25 protein-coding genes are annotated in these 23,646 nt (G+C 70.1%); 10 read left to right on the top strand and 15 right to left on the bottom strand.

Translation table 11 applies throughout. The features are described 5' to 3' along the window. Positions 1-245: 245 nt before the first annotated feature. Together AB0I54_RS37580 and AB0I54_RS37575 are read right to left on the bottom strand one after the other, a co-directional pair. On the bottom strand, positions 246-1,244 hold the full coding sequence (locus AB0I54_RS37580; protein ID WP_363300768.1) for an inorganic phosphate transporter: 999 nt from the start codon (positions 1,242-1,244) through the stop codon (positions 246-248). A gap of 7 nt (positions 1,245-1,251) precedes the next feature. Then, positions 1,252-1,872, bottom strand: a complete 621-nt coding sequence (locus tag AB0I54_RS37575) for a DUF47 family protein (protein WP_053759661.1) — start codon at positions 1,870-1,872, stop codon at positions 1,252-1,254. 188 nt (positions 1,873-2,060) lie between these two features. Between AB0I54_RS37575 and AB0I54_RS37570 the strand changes: the two genes are divergently transcribed. Further along, positions 2,061-2,399: a metal-sensitive transcriptional regulator gene (locus AB0I54_RS37570; RefSeq protein ID WP_363300766.1), complete on the top strand. Its 339-nt coding sequence runs from the start codon at positions 2,061-2,063 to the stop codon at positions 2,397-2,399. 81 nt (positions 2,400-2,480) lie between these two features. Here the strand turns inward: AB0I54_RS37570 and AB0I54_RS37565 are convergent, their stop codons facing one another. Both AB0I54_RS37565 and AB0I54_RS37560 read right to left on the bottom strand, forming a co-directional pair. Further along, positions 2,481-2,657: a hypothetical protein gene (locus tag AB0I54_RS37565; RefSeq protein WP_363300765.1), complete on the bottom strand. Its 177-nt coding sequence runs from the start codon at positions 2,655-2,657 to the stop codon at positions 2,481-2,483. 94 nt (positions 2,658-2,751) lie between these two features. Then, a complete protein-coding gene (locus AB0I54_RS37560) occupies positions 2,752-3,606 on the bottom strand; it encodes a hypothetical protein (protein WP_363300764.1) in 855 nt (284 codons plus the stop codon). A 144-nt stretch (positions 3,607-3,750) separates the two neighbouring features. On the opposite strand from AB0I54_RS37560, the gene AB0I54_RS37555 reads away from it, so the two are divergent. After that, positions 3,751-3,924 carry a hypothetical protein gene (locus AB0I54_RS37555; protein ID WP_363300763.1) on the top strand — a complete coding sequence of 58 codons (174 nt, stop codon included), beginning with the start codon at positions 3,751-3,753 and terminating at the stop codon, positions 3,922-3,924. Positions 3,925-3,968: 44 nt separating this feature from the next. On the opposite strand, the gene AB0I54_RS37550 is transcribed toward AB0I54_RS37555, so the two are convergent. From AB0I54_RS37550 to mshD, 4 genes are all read right to left on the bottom strand, one after another. Further along, positions 3,969-4,391: an NUDIX hydrolase gene (locus tag AB0I54_RS37550; protein WP_363300791.1), complete on the bottom strand. Its 423-nt coding sequence runs from the start codon at positions 4,389-4,391 to the stop codon at positions 3,969-3,971. 28 nt (positions 4,392-4,419) lie between these two features. After that, entirely contained in the window at positions 4,420-5,481 is a 1,062-nt protein-coding gene (locus tag AB0I54_RS37545) for a CHAD domain-containing protein (RefSeq protein ID WP_363300762.1), read from the bottom strand. Beyond that, positions 5,462-7,816 (bottom strand): RNA degradosome polyphosphate kinase, encoded by a 2,355-nt coding sequence (locus AB0I54_RS37540; RefSeq protein WP_363300761.1) that lies wholly within the window; start codon positions 7,814-7,816, stop codon positions 5,462-5,464. The genes AB0I54_RS37545 and AB0I54_RS37540 overlap by 20 nt, the downstream gene beginning before the upstream one ends. 275 nt (positions 7,817-8,091) lie before the next feature. Continuing rightward, a complete protein-coding gene (mshD, locus tag AB0I54_RS37535; protein WP_363300760.1) occupies positions 8,092-9,021 on the bottom strand; it encodes a mycothiol synthase in 930 nt (309 codons plus the stop codon). A gap of 157 nt (positions 9,022-9,178) precedes the next feature. On the opposite strand from mshD, the gene AB0I54_RS37530 reads away from it, so the two are divergent. Next, a complete protein-coding gene (locus AB0I54_RS37530; RefSeq protein ID WP_363300759.1) occupies positions 9,179-10,981 on the top strand; it encodes a bifunctional metallophosphatase/5'-nucleotidase in 1,803 nt (600 codons plus the stop codon). Positions 10,982-11,081: 100 nt separating this feature from the next. Here AB0I54_RS37530 and AB0I54_RS37525 read toward each other — a convergent pair whose 3' ends face one another. Beyond that, on the bottom strand, positions 11,082-13,136 hold the full coding sequence (locus AB0I54_RS37525) for a pectinesterase family protein (RefSeq protein ID WP_363300758.1): 2,055 nt from the start codon (positions 13,134-13,136) through the stop codon (positions 11,082-11,084). A 253-nt stretch (positions 13,137-13,389) separates the two neighbouring features. On the opposite strand from AB0I54_RS37525, the gene AB0I54_RS37520 reads away from it, so the two are divergent. Further along, positions 13,390-13,737 (top strand): DUF6247 family protein, encoded by a 348-nt coding sequence (locus AB0I54_RS37520; protein WP_363300757.1) that lies wholly within the window; start codon positions 13,390-13,392, stop codon positions 13,735-13,737. Beyond that, positions 13,734-14,093 (top strand): hypothetical protein, encoded by a 360-nt coding sequence (locus tag AB0I54_RS37515; protein ID WP_363300756.1) that lies wholly within the window; start codon positions 13,734-13,736, stop codon positions 14,091-14,093. The genes AB0I54_RS37520 and AB0I54_RS37515 overlap by 4 nt, the downstream gene beginning before the upstream one ends. Here the strand turns inward: AB0I54_RS37515 and AB0I54_RS37510 are convergent. The 6 genes from AB0I54_RS37510 to AB0I54_RS37485 all read right to left on the bottom strand — a co-directional run bounded on the left by AB0I54_RS37510 (position 14,068) and on the right by AB0I54_RS37485 (position 19,789). Next, on the bottom strand, positions 14,068-15,525 hold the full coding sequence (locus AB0I54_RS37510; RefSeq protein ID WP_363300755.1) for a HAMP domain-containing sensor histidine kinase: 1,458 nt from the start codon (positions 15,523-15,525) through the stop codon (positions 14,068-14,070). The genes AB0I54_RS37515 and AB0I54_RS37510 overlap by 26 nt on opposite strands. Before the next feature lie 2 nt (positions 15,526-15,527). Continuing rightward, positions 15,528-16,262 carry a response regulator transcription factor gene (locus tag AB0I54_RS37505; RefSeq protein WP_363300754.1) on the bottom strand — a complete coding sequence of 245 codons (735 nt, stop codon included), beginning with the start codon at positions 16,260-16,262 and terminating at the stop codon, positions 15,528-15,530. Between the two features lie 136 nt (positions 16,263-16,398). Then, positions 16,399-16,611: a hypothetical protein gene (locus tag AB0I54_RS37500; RefSeq protein ID WP_363300753.1), complete on the bottom strand. Its 213-nt coding sequence runs from the start codon at positions 16,609-16,611 to the stop codon at positions 16,399-16,401. A gap of 32 nt (positions 16,612-16,643) precedes the next feature. Further along, entirely contained in the window at positions 16,644-17,744 is a 1,101-nt protein-coding gene (locus AB0I54_RS37495; protein WP_363300752.1) for a trypsin-like peptidase domain-containing protein, read from the bottom strand. Positions 17,745-17,900: 156 nt separating this feature from the next. Further along, a complete protein-coding gene (locus AB0I54_RS37490) occupies positions 17,901-18,923 on the bottom strand; it encodes a LacI family DNA-binding transcriptional regulator (protein ID WP_363300751.1) in 1,023 nt (340 codons plus the stop codon). Between the two features lie 86 nt (positions 18,924-19,009). Beyond that, positions 19,010-19,789 carry a response regulator transcription factor gene (locus AB0I54_RS37485; protein WP_316749867.1) on the bottom strand — a complete coding sequence of 260 codons (780 nt, stop codon included), beginning with the start codon at positions 19,787-19,789 and terminating at the stop codon, positions 19,010-19,012. A 166-nt stretch (positions 19,790-19,955) separates the two neighbouring features. Here AB0I54_RS37485 and AB0I54_RS37480 point away from each other — a divergent pair, with 166 nt between their 5' ends. The 5 genes from AB0I54_RS37480 (at position 19,956) to AB0I54_RS37460 (ending at position 23,523) form a co-directional block, all read left to right on the top strand. Next, complete coding sequence (locus tag AB0I54_RS37480) at positions 19,956-20,822, top strand: alpha/beta fold hydrolase (protein ID WP_363300750.1); 867 nt, start codon at positions 19,956-19,958, stop codon at positions 20,820-20,822. A 64-nt stretch (positions 20,823-20,886) separates the two neighbouring features. Beyond that, the gene (locus AB0I54_RS37475) at positions 20,887-21,141 is read left to right on the top strand and encodes a MoaD/ThiS family protein (protein ID WP_263210273.1); all 255 of its coding nucleotides are present in this window, start codon (positions 20,887-20,889) and stop codon (positions 21,139-21,141) included. Between the two features lie 3 nt (positions 21,142-21,144). Continuing rightward, the gene (locus AB0I54_RS37470; protein ID WP_363300749.1) at positions 21,145-22,428 is read left to right on the top strand and encodes a hypothetical protein; all 1,284 of its coding nucleotides are present in this window, start codon (positions 21,145-21,147) and stop codon (positions 22,426-22,428) included. Positions 22,429-22,537: 109 nt separating this feature from the next. Next, complete coding sequence (locus AB0I54_RS37465; RefSeq protein WP_363300747.1) at positions 22,538-23,233, top strand: DUF2993 domain-containing protein; 696 nt, start codon at positions 22,538-22,540, stop codon at positions 23,231-23,233. Positions 23,234-23,442: 209 nt separating this feature from the next. Beyond that, entirely contained in the window at positions 23,443-23,523 is an 81-nt protein-coding gene (locus AB0I54_RS37460; RefSeq protein WP_350751515.1) for an Ms5788A family Cys-rich leader peptide, read from the top strand. The last annotated feature ends 123 nt before the right edge of the window (positions 23,524-23,646 follow it).

Here is a 23,646-nt window from a genome sequence, read left to right as displayed (position 1 = left end):
GGGCGGGTGAGGTGGGGACTCGGTCGGCTGGTAGCGGGCGCTGTAGCCGGGCCTCAGGGCTCACTTCTCAGCCCACCGAGACGGGTGGGCGGGTGGGAAACGGGGGTCTGGGGGCGGAGCCCCCAGGCGTGGACTGGCTCGGCTGGTAAGTGGGCCCTGCGACCGCGCCCCTGGGGCGACTTTTCGGCCGACCGAGACGGGCGGGTGGGTGGGAAACAGAGCCCCCAGGGACCAACACCCCGCCCCTACAGGAACGCCAGCTTCACAACGGCGTAGGCCAGCGCAGCGACCAGCGCTGCTGCCGGCATCGTGATGAACCACCCCATGACGATGTTCTTCGCCACACCCCACCGCACCGCGTTCACCCGCTTCGTCGCCCCGACGCCCATGATCGCCGAGGTGATGACATGGGTCGTGGAGATCGGCGCCTTGAAGAGGAACGCCGTGGTGAACATGATCGACGCACCGGTCGTCTCCGCCGCGAACCCCTGCGGCGGATCCAGCTCGATGATCTTCCGCCCCAGCGTCCGCATGATGCGCCAGCCCCCCGCGTACGTACCGAGCGACAGCATCACCGCGCAGACGATCTTCACCCACACCGGGATCGGATCGCCGTAGGTCTCGTGGCCGGAAATGACCAGGGCCATCACCACGACACCCATGGTCTTCTGCGCGTCCTGGAGGCCATGGCCGAGCGCCATACCCGCCGCGGACACCGTCTGCGCTATCCGGAAGCCGCGCTTGGCCTTGTGCGGGTTGGCCCGCCGGAAGATCCACATGATCGCCGTCATGACCAGATAGCCGACGATGAGACCCACGATCGGCGACAGGAACATCGGGATGACGACCTTGTCGAGCACCCCGTTCCACAGCACGGTCGTGCCGCCCGCGAGCGCCGCGCCCACCAGGCCGCCGAACAGCGCGTGCGAGGAGGAGGACGGCAGGCCGAAGTACCAGGTGATCAGGTTCCAGGTGATCGCACCGAGCAGCGCGGCGAAGAGGATGCCCATCCCCCTGCTGCCCTCGGGTGTCTCGATCAGCCCCTCGCTGACGGTCTTGGCGACGCCGGAGCCCAGGAAGGCACCGGCGAGGTTCATGACCGCGGCCATCGCCAGCGCGGCCCGCGGCGTCAGCGCACGCGTCGACACCGACGTCGCGATCGCGTTCGCCGAGTCGTGGAAACCGTTGGTGTACGTGAAGAAGAGCGCGACCGCGATGGTCACGACCAGAGCGAAGGTGTCCATCGACGCCTCAGGACTCCTTGACGGCGATGGTCTCCACCGTGTTCGCCACGTGCTCGAAGGCGTCCGCCGCTTCCTCCAGCACATCCACGATCTGCTTGAGCTTCAGGACCTCGATCGCGTCGTACTTGCCGTTGAAGAGGTGTGCAAGAAGCTTTCTGTGGATCTGGTCCGCCTGGTTCTCCAGCCGGTTGACCTCGATCCAGTACTCGGTGAGGTTGTCCAGGGTGCGCAGATGCGGCATGGCCTCGGCGGTCAGCTCGGCCGCCCGCGCCAGCACCTCGATCTGCTGCTCGACACCCTTCGGCAGTTCCTCGACGTTGTAGAGGACGACGAGGTCGACGGCCTCCTCCATGAAGTCCATGATGTCGTCGAGGGAGGACGCCAGGGAGTAGATGTCCTCACGGTCGAACGGCGTGATGAACGAGGAGTTCAGCTGGTGGAAGATCGCGTGCGTGGCGTCGTCACCCGCGTGTTCCGCTGCCCGCATACGCTCTGCGATCTCGGCCCGGGCGGAAGCGTCCGCCCCGAGCAGTTCCATCAGGAGTTTCGAGCCGGTGACGATGTTGTCCGCGGAGGCGGCGAACATGTCGTAGAAGCTCGTCTCCCTGGGGGTCAGACGAAAGCGCACGTGGGGTCCTCGGGGTGCTTCGGTTTCGGTCAGGCTGATGCTAGAGGCAACATCCGGCCACGGCTATCGGGCCGTCCTCCAGTGTCGCCCATCGGACAGATCGATCATCACGGGGGCGTACCAAGGGCCCTATACCCAGCAAAGTTCGTTACCATATACCCACTAGGGGTATATGTCTGGAGGACGCGATGACGACCACCGAGGCCGGAGCCACGGCGCCCTCCGAGGGCGCGCACCAAGGGGCGACGCACGGGTACCACAAGCAGAAGGACGAGCACCTCAAGCGGCTGCGCCGGATCGAGGGGCAGATCCGCGGGCTGCAGCGCATGGTCGACGAGGACGTCTACTGCATCGACATACTCACGCAGGTGTCCGCCTCGACCAAGGCCCTGCAGTCCTTCGCGCTGCAGCTCCTGGAGGAGCATCTGCGGCACTGCGTCGCGGACGCGGCCGTCAAGGGCGGAGACGAGATCGACGTGAAGGTGGACGAGGCGACCAAGGCGATCGGACGCCTGCTGCGCACCTGACCGCGTACAGGACGAGCAGGGGAAGAGACAGGAGGAGTCACGGGGCGGGCGGTCCCCCCGCCCGCCCGTGGGACACCCGGCCTACTCGCCGGAGGTGTCACGCTCCTGGGCCACTTTCAGCACCTCGTCGATGCTCTCAAGGCTGAGCCGGTCCTCGCGGGCGGCCGAGGCCGCGATGATCAGGTCTCCGCACAGCTCGATCTCGGCGAGGGCCACGTGGTCCTGAACTGCCGTACCGCCGACCGGAGCCACGTGCATCACCTCTTCTCTGCCGTCACCGACTTCCTAGAGTAGGCAGTGGTCTACACACCGCGCATGGCACGGACGGGCTAGTTCGCGAGATGGTTACCGGCTAGTTCTCTGGCTGGTTTTCTGCGATGCGGCCCGCGTAGATGTCCTTCTCGCGCGGCAGCCGTACGTCCGCTGGGGCCCCGAAGTCGTACAGCAGCGTCGTCGAGGCGACCGCCACCGTGGCCTTCTGCTCCCCGTTGACAAAGCTGAAGTGCTGTCTGAGCTTGCGGATGCGGCCCTGGTCGTCGAGGTAGGCGTCGAACGGCACACGGGCCGTGGCGAACCCTTTCGCCGCCGCCGCCAGGGCGTCCCGGTTGCCCGCCGAGGCCGTCCTGGCCGCCGTGCCGAGATCGGCGGTGCCCCGGAAGTGACGCACCTCCGTCCCGCCCACCTCGGTCCGCCCCACGAAGGTCGCCGTGCGCGTCCCGCGCAGCAGCTCCGCGGCCGCGTACGGATCCGTCGCCCCGCCCGTCACCAGGTTTCCGTCGGAGAGCGTCGCGGTCTCGACCCGGACCCATTTGTCGGCGGGCACCCCGGCGCCCCGGTTCTTCATGAACAGCGCACCCGGGGCGAGGAGCTCCGTGATGGGCCGGTGCTCCACCGTCCCCGCCGGGTCCTGCGGGAGCTGCACGGTGAGCCGGCCGAGCTGTCTGCGGTAGTCGTAGACACCCTTGCCGCGGATGGTGACCCGGGTGCCGCCGGTGGCCATCTCCATCGACGTGCTCGCCTTCGAGCTGCCCGCCTCGCGCAGCAGATCGGCGGCGCGGTGCAGCGCGACGACCGGATCCACCGCGCCGCGCACGTCCTCGGCGGCGGCTCCGCTCCCGGAGCACCCCGTTCCGCACACCCCCAGCACGAGCGTGATCCCCACCGCGGCGACCGTGCCTCCCGAGCGCCTGTGCTGCCGCCGATCCATCGCCTGCCTACCCCCAGCCGGTACGTCCGTCACGGGCCCCCTGTCGCATCGGCTAACGACGAGCAGGGGCCCGCCGTCACGCGCAGGCGAGGGCATACCGCGGGCATGGGAGCGCTTTACCTTCGGGCCGGTAACGTTGTCGGCGTGACACAGCAGGACGGTCCGGATCGGGTCCGACAGGGGCAGGAACACCACACGACGACCTACGAACAGGGCCGCTTCTGCGTGGCCCGCTGCACCTGCGGCTGGCGCGGTCCGGCCCGCCGGGCCAGAAGCCAGGCCCGGACGGACGCGGAAGGTCACGCGGCGGACCGCTGACCGCTACGCGTGTTCTACACGTGAGTTCTGGACACGTTCGAGTTCTACGTGTGTTCGAGCTGCCGCAGCAGCACTTCGACCAGGTCCCGGTCGCGCGGCTGGGTCAGCCGGCCGCGGGCCGCGACGGGGGAGAGCCACAGGATGCGGTCCACCTCGTCGTTCGGGACGAAGCGCCCGGAGCCTGCCTCGGCCGCCCAGTAACGGACCTGTTTGGGGCGGCCGTTGGCCAGATAGTGCAGGGCGGGCAGCTCGGCTCCGAGCACGGCGCCGTAGCCGGTCTCCTCCGCGACCTCGCGCAGCGCACCCGCCCTCGGGTCCTCGCCGCGCTTGAGCTTGCCCTTGGGGTGGGACCAGTCGTCGTACTTGGGCCGGTGGACGAGACAGACCTCCAGGTCGCCGTCCACCGGAGAACGGCGCCACAGAACGCAGCCCGCTGCCTGGACGATGGTTTCCTTCGCGTGCGTCACCGGTGCTCTCACCGCCTCCTCGGGAGGGTCAGGGTGCGCTGACCACCTGTTTCTGCCATGACTGCTGGAACGCGAACCGCGCCGCCTCCACCTCGTGCCGCTGGTCGGCGTGCAGCACACCGAGGGCGTACGCCGTCGCCGGGGCGATGCGCGGGGTGCGCGCCGCCTGGGCCGCCGCGGCGGCCGCCTCCGAGGCGTCCCGGTGCCGGTTCAGGGCCTGGCCCGCCGCGAGGAGCCGTACGTCCACGGGGGCACCGGGCCCGAGGAGGACCTCGCGGGCGTAGCGGTGCAGCCGCAGCAGCAGGCGGACCTGGTGCCAGGGGCCGTCCTGGGGGTGCGGGGACGGGTCCGGGGACAGGCCGTGGATCAGGGCCTCCGCGTTGTACGGATGGCCGGCGGTGACCAGGGGCAGACCGGCGATCGCGGCGGTGAGCCGCTCTTCGGCCGCGGCGGCCGCCGGGCGCAGATCGGTGGTGGCCGCGGCGGGGGTGAGCGGGACCTCGCTGGCGAGTACGGCGACCTTGTCGGCGACCGCGTGGAAGCGGGAGGAGCCGAGGGCCTGGAGGGCCGTGGAGTGGGCGCGGGTCCGGGCGAGGGTGAGCTGGCGTTCGAGCAGGGCACCGGCCTTCGCGGCGCCGACGGTGAGGTTGCCGCGTTCCGGGACGGCCGTGACCGTGACACCGCGGCCGCTCGCGCTCGCGGCGGTCGCCTCGACGGCCTGTGCGGGAAACGCCGTCGACCCCGACAGCCGGTGCAGCGCGAGCAGCAGCCGCTCCAGCCGGGCCTCGTAGGCGTGCTCCAGCCCCAACGTTCCCGAGAGCCAGGCCAGTTCGGGGCGCATCTCCTCGGACCAGTCGGAGTCGAGGAGCGGGCGGAAGGTGTGCAGGCTGCCGCTGATGCGGCGGGCCGAGCGGCGCAGGGCGCGTGCCGCGTCGACGGTCTCCTCCGCGGTCGCGGCCGCCCCGGTCTCCCGGTGCAGCCGCAGGGCACGGAGGAACTCCGTGGCCTGGGCGCGCAGGTAGCTCGCGAGGGCGTCCCCGGTCACAACCCCGGCCGTGGGGTCCGTCGGGTCAAGGTGTTGCTGTGCCACGCCGGCGCCTCCGGGCGTCTATGAGCATCTCCTGGACGTTGCGCAGGGGCTGGCCGTCCGCGTCGGTCGCGTGCCGGGTCCAGTCGCCGTCCGGGCCGAGGTGCCAGGAGGACGTGGTGTCGGACATGCCGGTATCGAGCAGTCGGTTCAGGGCCGCCCGGTGGGCCGGGTCGGTGACCCGTACCAGGGCCTCTATCCGGCGGTCGAGGTTGCGGTGCATCATGTCCGCGCTGCCGATCCACACCTCGGGCTCGCCGCCGTTGCCGAAGGCGAAGATCCGGGAGTGCTCCAGGAAGCGGCCGAGGATGGACCGTACGCGCATGTTCTCGGACAGGCCGGGGACGCCCGGGCGCACCGCGCAGATGCCGCGCACCCACACGTCGACCGGCACACCCGCCTGCGACGCGCGGTAGAGCGAGTCGATGAGCGCCTCGTCGACGATCGAGTTGACCTTGAAGCGGATGAACGCCGGACGGCCCGCACGGTGGTGCTGGACCTCCTTGTTGATCCGCGAGATCAGGCCGTCGCGCAGGGACTTGGGCGCGACCAGCAGACGGCGGTACGTCTCCCGGCGCGAGTAGCCCGACAGCCGGTTGAACAGGTCGGAGAGGTCCGCGCCGACCTGCGGGTCCGCCGTCAGCACGCCCAGGTCCTCGTAGAGCCGGGCCGTCTTCGGGTGGTAGTTGCCGGTGCCGACGTGGCTGTACCGGCGCAGCGTGTCACCCTCCTGGCGGACCACCAGGGACAGCTTGCAGTGGGTCTTCAGACCGACCAGGCCGTACACGACGTGGCAGCCGGCCTCCTCCAGCTTGCGCGCCCACTTGATGTTGGCGTGCTCGTCGAAGCGGGCCTTGATCTCCACCAGGACGAGGACCTGCTTGCCGGACTCGGCCGCGTCGATGAGCGCGTCCACGATCGGGGAGTCGCCGGAGGTCCGGTACAGGGTCTGCTTGATCGCGAGGACGTCCGGGTCGCCGGCCGCCTGCTCCAGGAAGGCCTGCACGGACGTCGAGAAGGAGTCGTACGGGTGGTGCAGCAGCACGTCCCGGCTGCGCAGCGCCGCGAAGATGTCGGGCGCCGAGGCCGACTCGACCTCCGCCAGGTCGCGGTGGGTGCCCGCGACGAACTTCGGGTACTTCAGCTCGGGCCGGTCCAGGCCGTGGATGCGGAACAGACCCGTGAGGTCCAGCGGGCCGGGCAGCGGATAGACCTCGGCCTCGCTGATCTTCAGCTCGCGCACCAGCAGGTCGAGGACCTCGCGGTCGATGGACTCCTCGACCTCCAGGCGCACCGGCGGCCCGAAGCGGCGCCGCATGAGCTCCTTCTCCAGTGCCTGGAGCAGGTTCTCGGCGTCGTCCTCCTCCACCTCCAGGTCCTCGTTCCTGGTGAGCCGGAAGGCGTGGTGCTCCAGCACCTCCATGCCCGGGAAGAGCTCTTCCAGGTGCGCGGCGATGACGTCTTCGAGGGGGACGTACCGGCCGGGGGCGGCCTCCAGGAAGCGGGACAGCAGCGGCGGCACCTTCACCCGGGCGAAGTGCTTGTGGCCGCTGACCGGGTTCCGTACGACCACGGCCAGGTTCAGCGACAGACCGGAGATGTACGGGAAGGGGTGCGCCGGGTCGACCGCGAGGGGCGTGAGGACCGGGAAGATCTGGTGCCGGAAGAGCGTGAACAGGCGCGCCTGCTCCTTCTCGGTCAGCTCGTTCCAGCGGACCAGGTGGATGCCCTCCTCCGCGAGGGCGGGGGCGACGTCCTCGTGGTAGCAGGCGGCGTGCCGGGCCATGAGCTCGCGGGAGCGGGCCCAGATCATCTCCAGCACCTCACGGGGCTGGAGCCCGGAGGCGGAGCGGGTGGCGACGCCCGTCGCGATCCGCCGCTTCAGACCGGCCACCCGGACCATGAAGAACTCGTCCAGGTTGCTGGCGAAGATCGCCAGGAAATTCGCCCGTTCGAGAAGGGGCGTGTTCGGGTCCTCGGCCAGTTCGAGGACCCGCTCGTTGAAGGCGAGCCAGCTGCGCTCCCGGTCGAGGAAACGACCCTGCGGCAACTGGACCCCTTCAACCTTCGACTCCTCGTACGCGTCGAGGTCGGCATCGATGTCGGGTTCCAGGTCGGAGACCGCGCCAGCCACGGTGTGCGGGCGGTGCGCGGCTATGGAGCCCACGGAGGGCTGCGCGTGCTGGACCTGTGCCTGGGTGTCTGACTGGCTCATAAACCCATTGTTCCGCGCCACGAGCGAGACGGGCGCGTCGGAACGTGCGGGTGGGAGCGTCACGGCCCCGTTTTCCCCGGGCCCCTCGGGAGGCGGGGAAGGCTCTGGCACGGCGGGCTTCATTGGCTGAGCGTCGCAAGTTCGTCTGAACCGATGGTTACGGAGACATGGCGTGCGGGATATGTGGGAGCGGCTCCCGGGCGTCTACGCCGACCGGGTTCCCGTACGAGCCCGAAGGTGGCGGCGCGTACGTCCTTCCCCCGTGGAGGGACGTACGCGTCCGCCGGTCTCATACGGCAGGGCGGTGACGGTGAGGAGGAGAGCGGTCGCGGTCAGTTGCAGGCCCTCATCAGGGGTATGTCATGTATGCGATATGTGTCAGGTCCATGAGAGATGTGTCAGGTCTCGGTCCTGTACATCAGGTCGGTCTCGTGCGTCACGAACCCGAGCCGCTCGTACACCGACACCGCGGACTTGTTGTCGGCGTCGACATACAGCATCGCCGTGGACAGCCCCTGCGCGGCCAGATGCCGCAGGCCGATCGTGGTGAGGGACCTGCCGAGCCCGCCGCCCTGCGCGCCCGGGGCCACCCCGAGGACGTACACCTCGCCGATGCCCTCCGCGGCGTGCACCTTGGTCCAGTGGAAGCCGACCAGCACGCCCTCCCGCTCGGCCAGGAAGAAGCCGGCCGGGTCGAACCACGGCTCGGACATGCGGTCGTCCAGATCGCGCTGGGTGAGGGAGCCCTGCTCCGGGTGGTGCGCGAAGGCGGCGGCGTTCACCGCGAGCCAGGCCGCGTCGTCCTGCCCCGGCACGAACGTGCGCACGGTCACGCCGGCGGGCAGCTTCGGCTCGGGCAGCTCCAGATCGGTCAACGACCGCCGCATCTGGCGTAGTTCACGGAACAGGGTCAGCCCCAGGACCTGGGCGAGGTGCCGGGCCGCGGAGTGCCCGCCGTGTGCCCACACCCGCAGCCGCTTGCCGGACGCGGCCAGCAGGGCCGAGCCGAGCGCGCGCCCGTGTCCGTGCCCGCGGTGCGAGGGATGTACGACCAGTTCGGCGGCCGGCGCCTCCACCGGATCGGTGTCCTCCAGTTGGGCGTAGCCGACGAGTTCGCCGTCCACGGTCAGCAGCAGATGGGAGACGCCCTCGCGCGCGCCTCCGCGCAGTTGCAGCCGCCCCTGCTCGGACACCGGATGCTGACCGTCGGACCGGGCAGCCTCCGTGAGCAGTCCGACCACGGCCTCGGCCTGGTCCGGGGAGAGCTCGGAGAAGGTCTCGATGGAACGGGAGTGGAAGGGCCGTACGGTGTCGTCGTCGCTGGTCATGCGTATGAGGGTACGGCGCGGTCCCCGCAAAGTGGCGGCAAAGGAACAGGCAAAGGGAAACCAGGATGTAACCCTGAACCCCCTGTCGCGCTACGCGCGTTGACCCTAGGCTGCGCCCGATCGGACACTCACCACAGCAGACCCACAGGGGGGTTCCATGCCGGCCACGTCCCCATCGCCACGCCCCGCCAGACGCCGTACGTACGCGCTGCTGGCGGCCGCGGCGAGCCTCGCCACCGCCGCCGCACTGGCCGCCGCGCTGCCCGCGGACGCGCACGACAACAAGGGCGGCGGACATCTGCCGAGCCGCTACCAGGACGTCCAGCTCCTCTCCTTCAACGACCTGCACGGCAACCTCGAACCGCCGGCCGGTTCCTCCGGCCGGGTCGCCGAACTCCAGGCGGACGGCACGACGAAGAACATCGACGCGGGCGGCGTCGAGTACCTCGCCACCCATCTGCGCCAGGCCCGCCAGGGTCAGGCGTACTCCATCACCGCGGCCGGCGGCGACATGGTCGGTGCCTCCCCGCTCATCTCCGGCCTGTTCCACGACGAGCCCACCATCGAGGCGCTCAACAAGCTGGACCTGGACGTCACATCCGTCGGCAACCACGAGTTCGACGAGGGCGCCAAGGAACTGGCCCGGCTGCAGAACGGCGGCTGCCACCCGACGGACGGCTGCTACTCGAACGAGGGGTTCTCGGGCGCGGACTTCCCCTACCTGGCCGCGAACGTCCTCGACGAGAAGACCGGCAAGCCGATCCTCAAGCCGTACTGGGTCTGGAAGAAGAAGGACGTCAGGATCGGCTTCATCGGCGTCACGCTGGAGGGCACCCCCGACATCGTCTCCGCCGACGGGGTCAAGGGCCTGAAGTTCAAGGACGAGGTCGAGACGATCAACAAGTACGCCAAGGTGCTCCAGCGCCAGGGCGTCCAGTCGATCGTGGCGCTGATCCACGAGGGCGGCTTCCCGGCCTCTTCCTCGTACAACTACAACTGCGACTCGCCGGGCGCCGGTGACGGCATCTCCGGCCCGATCGTCGACATCGCCAAGAACGTCACCCCGGCCGTGGACGCGCTCGTCACCGGCCACACCCACACGGCGTACGTGTGCACCATCAAGGACCCGTCGGGCAAGCCGCGCATGGTCACCTCGGCCGCGTCCTTCGGCCGCCTCTACACGGACACCACGCTGACGTACGACCGTTGGACGGGTGACATCGCCCGTACGGCCGTGAAGTCGGCGAACCACGTGGTCACCCGGGACGTCCCCAAGGCGCCCGACATGACCGCGTTGATCGGCAAGTGGAACACCCTGGCCGCCCCGATCGGCAACCGCGCCATCGGCTACATCTCCGCCGACATCAACAACACCGGCACCGAGTCCCCGATGGGCGACCTGATCGCGGACGCGCAGCTGGCGTACGGCAAGGAGCTGGACCCGGAGACCGACCTCGCGCTGATGAACCCGGGCGGCGTCCGGGCGGGCCTGACCTACGCGGCCAAGGGCGCCGAGGGCGACGGTGTCGTCACCTACGCCGAGGGCTTCACCGTCCAGCCCTTCTCCAACACGGTGAACCTGCAGAGCTTCACCGGGACCCAGCTGATCCAGATGCTCAAGGAGCAGGTGAGCGGTGCGAACGCGGCCGCCCCGAAGATCCTCCAGCCCTCCGCCGGCCTGACCTACACGCTGGACCTGACGAAGACGGGCGCGGACCGGGTGGTCACCGACTCGATCCGGCTGAACGGCGCCGCCATCGACCCCGCCGCCACCTACCGCGTCGCCACCAACAGCTTCCTCGCGGGCGGCGGCGACGGCTTCCCCACCCTGGGAGAGGGCGCGGGCGACCTCGTCGGCACGGACGACCTGACCGCCCTGGAGAAGTACCTGACGGCCAACTCCTCCGCCACCGCGCCGATCGCGCCGCCGGCCGCCGACCGGATCACGATCGTGCAGTAGAACCCGTGTGAACAGCGCTTCGGTTCCGAAATGACCCTGAGAACCGGTCTCAGGGTCATTTCATCGAGGCGCTCCGACGAAGAAGTGCCGCACGACACGGTCAGGAGGCCGTGGGCGTCCAGTCGCCCAGCCAGTCCGCGACCTCCTGGTCCGCGGCCTGGGCGTCGGTCAGCTGCGGGCGGTTGCCGCTCGCGGCGCCCGCCCCGGCGCCGGTGTTCCTGTACTCGGCGAACCGGTCGTCCTTCCAGCTGAAGCCGCCCATGTCCGACCACGGGGTGGACTTGATCGCGGCGCTCAGGGTGCTGTTGCGGACGGTGGCCTGCGGGTCGACGGTCGTGTCGCCGCCGGGGTGCCAGTTGCGGCCGAGGAAGAAGCTCGCGGCGGAGACGTCGCCGCCGATGGTCGAACGGTTGACGAGGATGCCCTTGCGGCCGGCGGCGGTCGACGGGGCCGTGACATAGCCGGCCGAGGTGCCGTTCCAGCGCTTCTTGAGGGTGATGACGGACCTGTCGATCACCGCCGTCGCCCGGCCGAAGACGAAGTCGACGTTGCCGGTGACGTAGGAGTTGGTGACGAGGACGCGGCCGGGCTTGTCCTTGGCGGCCGTCTCCATCTCCAGGGTGTCCTGGTCGCCTTCGATGATCACCGAGTCCAGCATGACCTTGTCGGCGGACGTCAGCAGCGCGACCGCCTGATTGGCGATGTCCGGGTGCCTGGCCTCGTCGAAGTCGTTGGTGACGGTGAGATTGCGCAGCTGCGAGTCGTCGGCCTGGAGGGAGACGGTGGCGCTGCCCGGGGTGCCGTAGGTGCCGGAGCCGTCGGGCTTGGTGGTCCCCGCGGCGTTGTCGTAGACGATCACCGTGTCCTTGCGGCTGCCGCCCGCGCCCTGGATGGTGACGTGCGGCTTGTTCGCCGGAACCTTCACGGTCTCCCGGTACGTGCCCGGCTTCACGGAGATGACGACACGGGAGGCGTTGTTCGCGGGTACGGCGTCGACGGCGGCCTGCACGGTCTTGTACTGTCCGCTGCCGTCCCGGGCGACGGTGAGCGTGGTGGCGGCCGCCTTGGTGGTGGCGGTGGCGGTCGTACCGAGGGAAGTACGGGGCCCCGCACCGGACTTGAGCAGGGCGGGCACGTCGCCGGCCTTGTCGAGGGCGTACGGGTAGTAGCGCTTCGGGTCCCACGCCGAGCCCGTGCCCCCGCTCTCGTTCCTGCCGCTCGTACCGGAGAACCGGTTGCCGCGCTGGACGAGGGTGGCGGTGCTGTCGCGGATGACGGGGTTGTTCATGCCCTGGAAGTAGGAGTTCTCCAGCAGCATGTTGGTCCTGCCGCGCGCGTAGTCGCCGTACGAGGACTTGATGGCGGTGCCCGCCTCGTCCTCCAGGTAGTTGTTGTAGAGGTGCGCGTGGGCCACGTTGTCCGTGGAAGGGTTGCGCTGCTCGGTCTCGCGGATCCAGTTGTGGTGGACGGTGATGTCCGCGGTGACGTGGTCGGTCCAGCCGATGCCGAACGCCTTGTTCTCCTGGCTGAGCCTGTTCCAGGAGACGGTCAGGTACGTGGTGTCCTTGCGGCTGTCGATGAGCCCGTCGGCCATGTGCCGGATGTCGTTGTGATCGATCCACACATGATGGGCGCCGTCCATCTGGATGCCGTCGTAGTCGTGCTCCTTGTCGTTCCAGACCCCTTGGTACGCGTCCCGGATGGTCAGGTTCCGGATGATCACGTTGTGGACGCCCTGGCCGAGGAAGAAGCCGCCGCCGACGATCTGCCCGGAGGTGCCGGACCCGATGATGGTCTTGTCCGACCGGACCTTGATCTCCTTGCCGACCGGGTCCATGCGGATGGCGGCCGCGACGACGATGACGTACGGATCACTGGCGGTGGCGTACTTTTCGAGGTCGGCGAGCGTCTTGACGGTGACGATCCGCCCGCCCCGGCCGCCGTAGGTCCCCTTCTGCCCGAGCGCGTCGACGGAGGCGAACCCGTCGGCGGTGGCGGTGGCCCAGGCGGGCACGGCGGTGGCGGCGGAGGCCTGCGGCTGGGTGCCGGCACCGAAGAGGCCGTAGGTCAGGGACCCGGCCGCGGTCAGCGCGAGGGGCAGCCCGACGGCGAGGGCCTTGCGGCGCCGGCGGTGGCGGGGGGTGCGGGGGCTCATGGGCGACTCCAGTCCCGGTGGTCGTGTGGGGTGAACTGGAGTTGCCGCGAAGGGCGGGAAGGTTGCCCCCGGGAGTGAGCGAAGTAGGTTCTCACACCTTCGGGTGACACTTTCGAGTGTTTCGTTTTCGATGCCGCGCTTACGCCATCGTTGATCTTCCGGCCTAGAGGACGGCCAGGTCACGAACTACTGCTGCAAAGGGTGCAAGGCGGTTATGGTCCTAGACACAGCGCGTCGAAGGAGGACATCGGTCATGGCTGCTCACGCTGCGGAATCCGAGTCGGTCGTCCCCCCCATGCCCGAGCGGACGCCGAAGGCGCTGCGCGAGGCCATCGCTCAGCATGCGCCGGAACTCCTACCCGACTTCGACAAGCACTGGAAGCGGGCCATCGCCGACGCATACAACGTGACTCCTCTGCACGCGTTCGTGGCCCGCTGGTGGGTCGAGTACGCGATCGCCCGTGATCCCAAGCTTGATGCTCACCTGCAGGACTTGGAGCTCCGCGCGGCGGAGTCCACCGACAGCGCCGAGGCCAAGGCCTTCCTCGAAGAGGCGTCGAAGATTCGTCACCGGGCTCTGAGGACGGAGCCCGGCGAGTGACCGACGAGTTCATGGGGCCGCCTTGGCAGATGGACTGGCGGCTCGATGCCCTCACTGCCTTTGACGCACTGCCAGACCACGTTCGTGAGATCGTCCAAGTAGCACGTGGCGAACTGGTCACAGCGAAGGACCCGTACTTCCGAGGCATCGAAACCGATACGCACCTGCCCGACGGCATGTGGGTCGAGCCAGCACGGTCCAGCCAGCCAAAGGGGCCTCGTGTGTGCTACTTCGACGACGGAAACGGCTGGCTCACCTACACCTTCGTGCCGCGCGCAGAAGACCCGCAGATCACCGTTGAACAGGTTTTCTGGCTGGAGTACGAACCCCCTACGGAACCTCCGGCGGAGCCGTAGGCGCCCCCGGCAGTCGTACCGTTGCCGTCGTGCCGCCGCCCTTCGCGTGGGACAGGGTCACCTCGCCGCCGGCCTGCTGGATCGTGCGGGCGACGATGGACAGGCCCAGGCCCGAGCCCGGCAGGGCCCTCGCGCTGGGGGAGCGCCAGAAGCGGTCGAAGACGTGGGGGAGTTCGTCCTCGGCGATGCCGGGGCCGTGGTCGCGGACCGTGAGCACACCCTTCTGAAGGACCACGTCGATCGTGCCGCCCTCGGGGCTGAACTTCACCGCGTTGTCGAGGACGTTGACCACGGCACGTTCCAGGGCCGACGGTTCCGCCCGTACGTACCAGGGCTGCACGTCCGCCGTGATCGTCAGCTCCGGGCCCCGCAGACGGGCGCGGACCATGGCCGCCTCCACCGTGTCGTGGAAGGCGACCACCTGGACGCGCTCGCCGCGCTGGCCCGCCGAGCGGGACAGCTCCTGAAGGTCGCCGATGAGCGAGGCCAGCTCCGTCATCTGCGCCTTCACCGAGGCGAGCAGCGCCTTGCGGTCCCCCGGCGGGAGGGGGCGGCCCGTCTCCTCGCTCCGGGTGAGGAGTTCGATGTTCGTGCGCAGCGAGGTCAGGGGGGTGCGGAGTTCGTGGCCCGCGTCCGCGATCAGCTGTTGCTGAAGCTCGCGGGAGCTGGCCAGGGCCGTGGTCATCGAGTTGAACGAGCGGGACAGGCGGGCGATCTCGTCGCTGCTGTCCTCCTCGACCGGGATGCGGATGCCCAGGTCCTCCGTGCGGGCGACGTGTTCGACCGCCTCGGTGAGCTTGTCGACGGGCCGCAGACCCGCCCGGGCGACGGCCAGACCGGCGGCTCCTGCGCCGATGACCCCGACACCGGAGACGAGGAGGAGGATCAGGGCCAGGTCGTTGAGCGTGGACTCGGTGCTCTTGAGGGGTACGGCCGCCATGATGGCGTAGCTGGAACTCGTGCCCGTGGTCGGGTCATTGATGGTCAAGGGCACGGTCATCACGCGCACCGCGTTGCCGTCCTGGTCCGTTCCGTTGCGGAAGATCCCCTGATGGCTGCTCGCGTTCTTGATCACGTCCTTGTCGGCCTGGGTGACCTTGATCCTGCCCACCGAGGTCAGGAAGAGACAGGGCGTCCCGTCCGGCTGGACCACCTGGGAGTAGGTGTTCCGGTAGCCGCCGTTGAATATGTTCTGCGGGGTCTGCGTGCAGTTGTTGAGCGCGTCCGCGAACTGGTTGACCTGTTGCTGTTCGACGGGCCCCCGCGTGAACTGGGCCTTCCGCAGGTCGTTGTTGAGCTGGTCGTACAGCTTCCCCTGCACGATGAACCAGCAGGTGACCGCCACCGCCGCCACCGCGAACGCCACCGCCGCCGCCACCAGCATGGACAGCCGTGCCCTGATCGGCAGCGCCCGGAACCGGCGCGCGAGCATGTTCACTCCGCCGCACCCTGTCGCAGCACGTACCCCACGCCCCGCACCGTGTGCACCAGTCGCGGCTCGCCGCTCGCCTCGGTCTTGCGGCGCAGGTACATCACGTAGACGTCCAGGGAGTTCGAGGACGGCTCGAAGTCGAAGCCCCACACCGCCTTCAGGATCTGCTCACGGGTGAGGACCTGGCGCGGGTGTGCCATGAACATCTCCAGCAGGGTGAACTCCGTGCGGGTCAGTTCCACCTGGCGCCCGCCCCGCGTGACCTCACGCGTCGCGAGGTCCATGCGCAGGTCGGCGAAGGTGAGCGCCTCGTCCTCCTGGGCCGCGCCCACCACGGCCGCCGCGTACGAGCTGCGTCGCAGCAGCGCGCGGATACGGGCGAACAGCTCGTCCAGCTCGAACGGCTTGACCAGGTAGTCGTCGGCGCCCGCGTCGAGCCCGGTGACCCGGTCGCCTACCGTGTCGCGGGCCGTCAGCATCAGGATCGGTGTCGTCTCGCCCGCGCCGCGGATGCGGCGGGCCGCCGTCAGGCCGTCCATCCGGGGCATCTGGATGTCCAGGACCACCAGGTCGGGCTTGTACACGGTCGCCTTCTCCAGGGCGTCCGCACCGTCGACCGCGACCTCGGTGTCGTACCCCTCGAAGGCAAGGCTGCGCTGGAGTGCTTCGCGCACGGCCGGCTCGTCATCGACGATCAGGATGCGCTGGGGGTCACGGTCGCCATCGGCGGGACTCATCGCTCGCGGTTCCTCGGGGTGGGGTGGAGTGCGGTGGGTGCGAATGGGGTGGTCGTGGGTGGGTCGTCGGTGGGGCGTCTCTCAGCGTCGCATGTTTCGGGGCCGTGGGGCACGCGCGACCGTGGGCGAGGGATGATCAGCCGCGCATCGTGGTCAGCCGCTTCAGCGGAACCTTGTGGCGGTGCGGGCGGGCCGCGGGCAGCCGCAGGCCCATCATCTGGGGGGCCGCGACCTCCGGGGGCCGGGTCGCCGCGGCCGGGGCGTGCAGCTCGTACGCCACCTGGAGGGCCAGGGCGATACCGGCCGGGTCGTGGGAAACGGCCACGGGGTGCAAAACCTGCTTGATCATGACGTACTCCCTACTGCCCGCGCGGGGGCCTGTCAGCTGGTGGAGCCGGCCCGCAGCTTGGCCAGGTCGGACTTGACGGTGTTGATCGGGATCGCGAAGCCGAGGCCGACGCTGCCCGCGTCCGAGGACGAGGAACTCGAACCGGACGAGTACATCGCGGAGTTGATGCCGATGATGTTGCCGGCGCCGTCGATCAGCGCGCCGCCCGAGTTGCCGGGGTTGAGGGACGCGTCGGTCTGGATGGCCTTGTAGGTCGTGGTGGCCGAGCCCGTGTCGCCGTTGAACTCCCGGCCGCCGAACTCGAACGGCCACTGGCCGTCGCCGCCCTGGCCCTGGCCCTGGTTCTCGCCGGTCGAGACGGTCACGTCCCGGTTGAGCGCGGAGACGATGCCGCTGGTGACGGTGCCGGTCAGGCCCTCGGGGGAGCCGATCGCCACGACCGTGTCGCCGACCTGGACCCCGTCGGAGTTGCCGAGGGTCGCGGGGTTCAGACCGGAGGCGTCCTTCAGCTTGATGAGGGCGAGGTCCTTGGAGCTGTCCGTGCCGACGACCTCGGCCGTGTACTGCTTGCCGTCGCTGGTCCGCACCTTGATCGACGAGGCGCCGGAGACGACGTGGTTGTTGGTGACGACCTCGCCACCGGAGGTGATGATCACGCCGGCGCCGGTGGACGAGCCGTTGCTGAGGGTCGCGACGACCTCCACCACGCTCGGGCTGACCGCGGAGGCGATGGCGGCGACGTCGCCCTTCTTGCCGGCCGGCACCACATTGGCGCTGGTGCCGCTGGAGGCGACGGTGTCCTTGCCGGTCAGCTCCTGGAAGGCGTACGCCGTGCCGCCGCCCACGGCCGCCGCGACGATCGCCACCGCGGCGAGCAGCGCCAGCGTGCCCCGTGAGCGCTTCTTCCTCGGCTCGGCGGCGACGGGGGCGACGCCCGCCGGGACGGAGGACAGGAGAGCGGTGTCGCCACCGTGACCGTCGACGGCGGCCGGCTGCACGGGCTGGTACGCCGGCGGGGGCGGCCACTCGGGGTTCACGGGGGCGGAGGCGTGCTGCTGCTGGGGGTACGCGCCCTGATGGGCGTCACCCTGGGGGTTCTCGTACTCGCCGCTGCGGCGGAAGCTCTCGGTCATGGATAGAGCTTTGCCCGCGACCATGAGAGCTTCCTGAGTGCTCCCTGAGAAGCCCGGCAGAACCTCGTTTGCCCGATATAAAGAAGCTTCTCGCAGCTCGGCGAGGGCTCTCAGAGATCCTTCATGGACGGCTGAGGCACACCGCCCACGCCCGCGTCAGCCACAGCCGCAGGAACCGCGGACCACCAGCCGTGACGGGAAGGTCTTCAGCCGCTCCCGCCGGGACCCCGCCACCCGCAGACCGTCGTCGAGCACGAGGTCCACGGCGGCCCGGGCCATCGCGGACCGGTCCGAGGCGATCGTCGTCAGGGGCGGGTCGGCCAGCGCCGCTTCCTTGATGTCGTCGAAGCCGGCCACGGCCAGCTCCCCGGGGACGTCGATGCGCAGCTCGCGCGCCGCCCGCAGCAGGCCGATCGCCTGGTCGTCGGTCGAGCAGAAGACCGCGGGAGGGCGGTCGGGGCCGGAGAGGAGCTCCAGGGCGATCTGATACGCGTCGTAGCGGTTGTACGGCGCCTCGAAGAGCCGGCCCTCGGTCGGGATCCCCGCCTCGTCCATCGCGCGCCGCCAGCCCTCGACGTGGTCGGAGACCGGGTCGCCGACGGCCGGGGTCTCCGCGGTGCCGCCCACACAGGCGACGTACTCGTAGCCGTGCTCCAGCAGGTGGCGTACGGCGAGGTGGGCGCCCCCGAGGTCGTCCGTGACGACGGCGACGTCGTCGATGGCCTCGGGCCGCTCGTGCAGCAGGACCACCCGGGCGTCCCAGGCCTCGATCTCCGCGGCGGCGAGGTCGTTGAGCGCGTGGCTGACCAGGATCAGACCCGAGACGCGCATACCGAGGAAGGCGCGCAGATAGTGGACCTCGCGCTCGCCGACGTAGTCGGTGTTGCCGACGAGCACCATCTTTCCGCGCTCGGAGGCGGCCTGCTCGACCGCGTGCGCCATCTCCCCGAAGAAGGGCTGGCGGGCGTCGGGGATGATCAGGCCTATGAGATCGGTGCGCCGTGAGGCCATGGCCTGGGCGACCCGGTCGGGCCGGTACCCCAGTTCCTTGATCGCGGCGAGGACACGCTCGCGCGTGGCCGGGGCGACCGGCCGGGGTCCGTTGTTGATGACATAGCTGACCACGGCGGTGGAAGTTCCCGCCAGCCGCGCCACATCATCCCGAGTCACCTTGGCCACGCGCGGAGTCTACGCGGATGGACCCGCTCTGGGCAGGGCGTATCGAAGCTTCCCTGTGCGGAAGCAATGCCTTGCCCGAGCGCCGGCTAGGCGTCGGCCGGGACCTCTGTGGCACCCAGGACGGCCGATGAGTCCGCATTCTCGGGCTTTGACCGGTCCGCCTTGGCCTTCGCCTCGTCCGAGGAGCGGTCGCCCTTCTCAGGAGTAACGAATCGATAACCGACGTTCCGGACGGTTCCGATCAGCGACTCGTGCTCCGGGCCCAGCTTGGCGCGCAGCCGTCGTACGTGGACGTCCACGGTCCGGGTGCCGCCGAAGTAGTCGTAGCCCCAGACCTCCTGCAGCAGCTGCGCGCGCGTGAAGACCCGGCCCGGGTGCTGGGCGAGGTACTTCAGGAGCTCGAACTCCTTGAAGGTGAGGTCGAGGACCCGGCCCTTGAGCTTGGCGGAGTAGGTCGCCTCGTCCACGGACAGGTCGCCGTTGCGGATCTCCATGGGGGAGTCGTCGTTGACGATCTGCTGCCGGCCCATGGCCAGCCGCAGCCGCGCCTCGACCTCCGCCGGACCCGCGGTGTCGAGCAGCACGTCGTCGATGCCCCAGTCGGCGGTCACGGCGGCGAGACCGCCCTCCGTCACGACGAGGACGAGGGGGCAGCCGGGGCCCGTGGAGCGCAGCAGCTGGCACAGGCTGCGCACCTGGGGGAGGTCACGGCGGCCGTCGATCAGGATGACGTCGGCGCCCGGTGTGTCGACGAGCGCGGGTCCTTCCGCCGGGGCGACCCGCACGTTGTGCAGGAGCAGGCCGAGGGCCGGAAGCACCTCCGTCGACGGCTGGAGGGCGTTGGTCAGGAGTAGCAGAGAACTCATACGTCTTGTTCCTCCTCGGTCCCTGCGAGGACGTTTGCGGTACTGCTCTGCGGTCCCGGGGCCCCGTACACCCGCGGTTCCCCGCGTCGTATACAACGCTTCCGAAAGCACAAAAGGACCCGGGGGCTACGCTGCCCGAGTCCTCATGCCCAGCAGAATAGCCCACATGAGCAACGGTCCGGCAGGTCATACGGCACGTTCCACCGATCGTCCGAATCCCGAGACGGTTGGATGTGCCCCTATGCGGACGTTTCTGCACACGGCCGACGGGATTCCGGTCGATTCCGTATACAACCCGGGTGCGGTCGTATACGACGCCTCCGCGCCACCCTCGCGTGACCTGGTGTTCGTCGTGGCGCACGGCTTCACGGGCGATGTCGACCGCCCGCACGTACGCCGCGTGGCGGCCGCGCTCGCGCGCCACGGTGCCGTCGTCACCTTCTCCTTCCGGGGCCACGGAGCCTCCGGAGGGCGCTCGACGGTGGGCGACCGGGAGGTGCTGGACCTGGCGGCCGCGGTGCGGTGGGCGCGGGAGCTGGGCCACGCGCGCGTGGTCACCGTCGGCTTCTCGATGGGCGGCTCGGTGGTGCTGCGGCACGCGGCGCTGCACCGGGGCGTGGACGCGGTGGTCTCGGTCAGCTCGCCGGCCCGCTGGTACTACCGGGGTACGGCCCCCATGCGCCGGCTGCACTGGCTGGTGACGCGCCCCGAGGGCCGCCTGGTCGGCCGCTACGGGCTGCGCACCCGCATCCATCACCGCGTGGGGGTCCCCCCTGCTCGAAGAGCTTGGGGGAGGCACCCTGTTCCGCTGTCCCCGGTGCAGGCGGTGCCGAGGATCGCCCCCACCCCGCTGCTGATCGTGCACGGCGACCGCGACGGCTACTTCCCCCTGGACCACCCCCGGATGCTGGCCGCGGCCGCCGGTGACCACGGCGAACTCTGGGTGGAGCCGGGGATGGGCCACGCCGAGCACGCGGCGGCCGACGCCCTGCTGACCCGGATCGGGGACTGGGCGGCCGCCCGGGCGGGCTAGCCTGACGGTGTTGATGCGCGGATGCCGATCCGCTGCCGATCCGCCGAAGGACTTGAGGGACGAGATGGCAAAGGTCACGGTGCGCTATTGGGCCGCCGCGAAGGCCGCGGCCGGGGTCGCCGAGGAGCCGTACGACGCGGCTACCCTCGCCGAGGCGCTGGACGCGGCGCGTGAGCGACACCCCGGCGAGCTGGCGCGCGTGCTGCTGCGATGCTCGTTCCTCATCGACGGTGACCCCGTGGGCACCCGCGGACATGAGACGGTACGGCTGGCCGAGGGCGGCACGGTCGAGGTGCTCCCGCCGTTCGCAGGAGGGTGAGCGATGACCGATCAGCCGTATGAGGGCGGGCCCTACGAGGGGCAGCACGGGCAGCAGGGATATCAGGGGTACCAGGGGTATCAGGGCTACGGGGGGCACGACCCGTATCAGCAGCAGGCGCCGCAGGCGGCGGCTCCGCAGGCGTGGCCCGAGCAGAACGGGTACGACCAGGCCGGTCACGGCCAGACGGGACATGACCAGGCCGGATACGGTCAGCCGAGCTATGGCCAGGCCGGTTACGACCAGTCGGGGTACGACCAGCAGCAGTACACGCAGCAGTGGCAGGGCCAGACCTGGGAGACGCAGACGCACGCGCCGGTCCAGCAGCCGGTTCAGCAGCCGCTCCAGCCGCAGGTGTCCGCCGCGGAGACGTCGTACCTGCCGCCGCAGAGCTACGAGCAGCCGCCCGCCGCTCCCGCGGCTCCCGCCACGCCTTCCGCTCCCGCCGCTCCCGTCCGGCCGGAGCCCACCGCCGGCCAGGCCGAGGCGGATCCCGCCTACGGTCCCGCCACCCTCGCCGGCAACTCCCGCGTCACGGACGCCCAGCGCGCCCGTATGGAGGGCCGCTCCCCGGTCATCGAGCCCGGTATGCAGCCCGCCGCCCTCACGGCGCTGCTCGGGCTGCTCCTCGCCGTCACGGCGGCCGTCGGCTCGTACGCGCTGGTCGTGCCGCTGGTGCTGCTCCAGGCGGTCACGGCCGCGGGCTGGTTCCGGCTGAACGGCATGTGGCCGGCGCGCCAGGGCATCGCCCTGGCCTTCGCGGGGGCGCTGACGGCGGACGTGGCGGTGCTGGCGGCGGGCCGCGACCAGGCGCCGGCCGCGATCCTCGGCCCGCTCGGCGTGTGGGTCCTGCTCTCCCTCGTCCTCCAGCTCCGCTCGCACGCCTCGCCGGACGAGCGGATGTACGGCCTGATGGCGACGGTCGCCTCGTCGGCGCTGGCGATCATCTCCACCGGTTTTCTGGGAGCCGACGCGCACGCGGCCTCGGTGGGCGCCGCCGCGGTGGCGGTGGCCGTCCTGGCCCGGGCTCTCCCGCTGCCCACTCCCGCCTCCGTGGCGGTCTCCGTCCTCGCGGCGGCGGGCGCGGGCATCGCGGTGGGCGGGACGACGGGCATGGGCGCGAAGGGCGCGCTGCTGGGAGCGGCCGCGGCGGCCTGTGCCCTGGTCGGCCACCGTGTCGCGAGCTACGACTACCCCTCCCGCTTCGTCCACTTCACCGCGGGCGTGGCCCTCCCGCTGTCGGCGGCGGCCCCGGTGGTGTGGGTACTGGGCCGGGCCCTGACCTGATCCCACGTCGATCCCACGTCACAGGTGATCGACAATTTCCCGGTGCCCGAGCCCCGCAGCGTTAGCGTTGAGGACCGTTGAAGTCCGTCGACCCGGGGGAACGACACCCATGCGAGCGCTGCGAATATTCCTGATCGTCGTCGTGATCCTCGGCGGCCTCTTCGTGATCGCGGACCGGGTCGCCGTGCACTTCGCCGAGGGGGAGGCCGCGGACAAGCTGAAGGCGACGGAGAGCCTCGCCGACACCCCGGACGTGTCCATCAAGGGCTTCCCGTTCCTCACCCAGGTCGCGGGCGGCTCCCTGGACGACGTCGAGGTCGGCATCAAGGACTACGAGGCGGCCACGGGCAACGGCGCCGAGAAGATCCGTATCGACGACCTGAAGGCCCATATGAAGGGCGTCGACTTCTCCGGCGACTACAGCTCCGCCACGGCGGCCGACGCCTCCGGCACCGCGACGATCGCCTACGACCAGTTGCTGAACGCGGTCAAGAACGACCCGGTCGACCTGCCCCTGGGCGCCACCGGCAAGGTGACCGGCCTCTCCTACGGCGGCAACGGCAAGGTCCGGGCCACGGTCGTGGTCGCGGGCGTGCCGCTCCCGGTGCTCGGCACGGTCACGGTCCAGGGCGACACGGTGAAGGTGCATGCCGATGGGCTGCCCAGGTTCGGCAACCAGGCGATCGACGTCTCCGAGGTGAAGATCGACCAGCTGCCCGGCGGCATCAAGCTGGACAAGGTTCAGGCGGCGAAGGACGGCGTGGAGATCACGGTGAAGGGTTCGAACGTCAGGCTGGCCGGGTAGGACGAACACCGTCCCGGACTTCCGTCGGGTTCCCCGTCCGAAAGGCGAGACGGCGGCGTCCGTTCCGCAGATGTGACGACCGATACAGGCGCCCGGAGGCCGTGCAATCATGGCCCGGGCGCCCATCTGTTCCCACATCGTGGACGATCGCGTCTCAAGATACGACACACCGGTGACACGCCCGGCTGTCCGTCCCTACGATCGAGCCCATGAAGCGACAGGCGGATCTCACGAAGCGGCGGGCAGTAGACCTGTGCCGCGTTGCCGCCATGCTCTGTCGCCCCTTCTGAAGCGGGTGCGGCCACTCGGCCCTCCGCATTCCCAGCCGCCCAGCTCAGGGCACCCGTGCGTCGCTCCGCCCCGGAGTGCGCGCACCCCTCTCACTTGCACGCCCCGCCGCAACTGCCCCGGAG

Origin of the sequence: Streptomyces sp. NPDC050625 (genome assembly GCF_040654755.1) — a bacterium.
Classification (GTDB): Bacteria; Actinomycetota; Actinomycetes; order Streptomycetales; family Streptomycetaceae; genus Streptomyces.
This window is presented reverse-complemented; position numbering and strand designations above follow the sequence as displayed.

Excerpts from the sequence above, each read along its gene's own strand:
- AB0I54_RS37465 (WP_363300747.1), top strand. The coding sequence starts at position 22,538 with ATGCGAGCGCTGCGAATATTCCTGATCGTCGTCGTGATCCTCGGCGGC.
- AB0I54_RS37580 (WP_363300768.1), bottom strand. The coding sequence starts at position 1,244 with ATGGACACCTTCGCTCTGGTCGTGACCATCGCGGTCGCGCTCTTCTTC.
- AB0I54_RS37460 (WP_350751515.1), top strand. The coding sequence starts at position 23,443 with ATGAAGCGACAGGCGGATCTCACGAAGCGGCGGGCAGTAGACCTGTGC.
- mshD (WP_363300760.1), bottom strand. The coding sequence starts at position 9,021 with ATGACCAGCGACGACGACACCGTACGGCCCTTCCACTCCCGTTCCATC.
- AB0I54_RS37485 (WP_316749867.1), bottom strand. The coding sequence starts at position 19,789 with ATGAGTTCTCTGCTACTCCTGACCAACGCCCTCCAGCCGTCGACGGAG.
- AB0I54_RS37500 (WP_363300753.1), bottom strand. The coding sequence starts at position 16,611 with ATGATCAAGCAGGTTTTGCACCCCGTGGCCGTTTCCCACGACCCGGCC.
- AB0I54_RS37470 (WP_363300749.1), top strand. The coding sequence starts at position 21,145 with ATGACCGATCAGCCGTATGAGGGCGGGCCCTACGAGGGGCAGCACGGG.
- AB0I54_RS37495 (WP_363300752.1), bottom strand. The coding sequence starts at position 17,744 with ATGACCGAGAGCTTCCGCCGCAGCGGCGAGTACGAGAACCCCCAGGGT.
- AB0I54_RS37540 (WP_363300761.1), bottom strand. The coding sequence starts at position 7,816 with ATGAAGCCCGCCGTGCCAGAGCCTTCCCCGCCTCCCGAGGGGCCCGGG.
- AB0I54_RS37560 (WP_363300764.1), bottom strand. The coding sequence starts at position 3,606 with ATGGATCGGCGGCAGCACAGGCGCTCGGGAGGCACGGTCGCCGCGGTG.
- AB0I54_RS37520 (WP_363300757.1), top strand. The coding sequence starts at position 13,390 with ATGGCTGCTCACGCTGCGGAATCCGAGTCGGTCGTCCCCCCCATGCCC.
- AB0I54_RS37530 (WP_363300759.1), top strand. The coding sequence starts at position 9,179 with ATGCCGGCCACGTCCCCATCGCCACGCCCCGCCAGACGCCGTACGTAC.
- AB0I54_RS37565 (WP_363300765.1), bottom strand. The coding sequence starts at position 2,657 with ATGCACGTGGCTCCGGTCGGCGGTACGGCAGTTCAGGACCACGTGGCC.
- AB0I54_RS37505 (WP_363300754.1), bottom strand. The coding sequence starts at position 16,262 with ATGAGTCCCGCCGATGGCGACCGTGACCCCCAGCGCATCCTGATCGTC.
- AB0I54_RS37525 (WP_363300758.1), bottom strand. The coding sequence starts at position 13,136 with ATGAGCCCCCGCACCCCCCGCCACCGCCGGCGCCGCAAGGCCCTCGCC.
- AB0I54_RS37475 (WP_263210273.1), top strand. The coding sequence starts at position 20,887 with ATGGCAAAGGTCACGGTGCGCTATTGGGCCGCCGCGAAGGCCGCGGCC.
- AB0I54_RS37510 (WP_363300755.1), bottom strand. The coding sequence starts at position 15,525 with ATGCTCGCGCGCCGGTTCCGGGCGCTGCCGATCAGGGCACGGCTGTCC.
- AB0I54_RS37480 (WP_363300750.1), top strand. The coding sequence starts at position 19,956 with ATGAGCAACGGTCCGGCAGGTCATACGGCACGTTCCACCGATCGTCCG.
- AB0I54_RS37570 (WP_363300766.1), top strand. The coding sequence starts at position 2,061 with ATGACGACCACCGAGGCCGGAGCCACGGCGCCCTCCGAGGGCGCGCAC.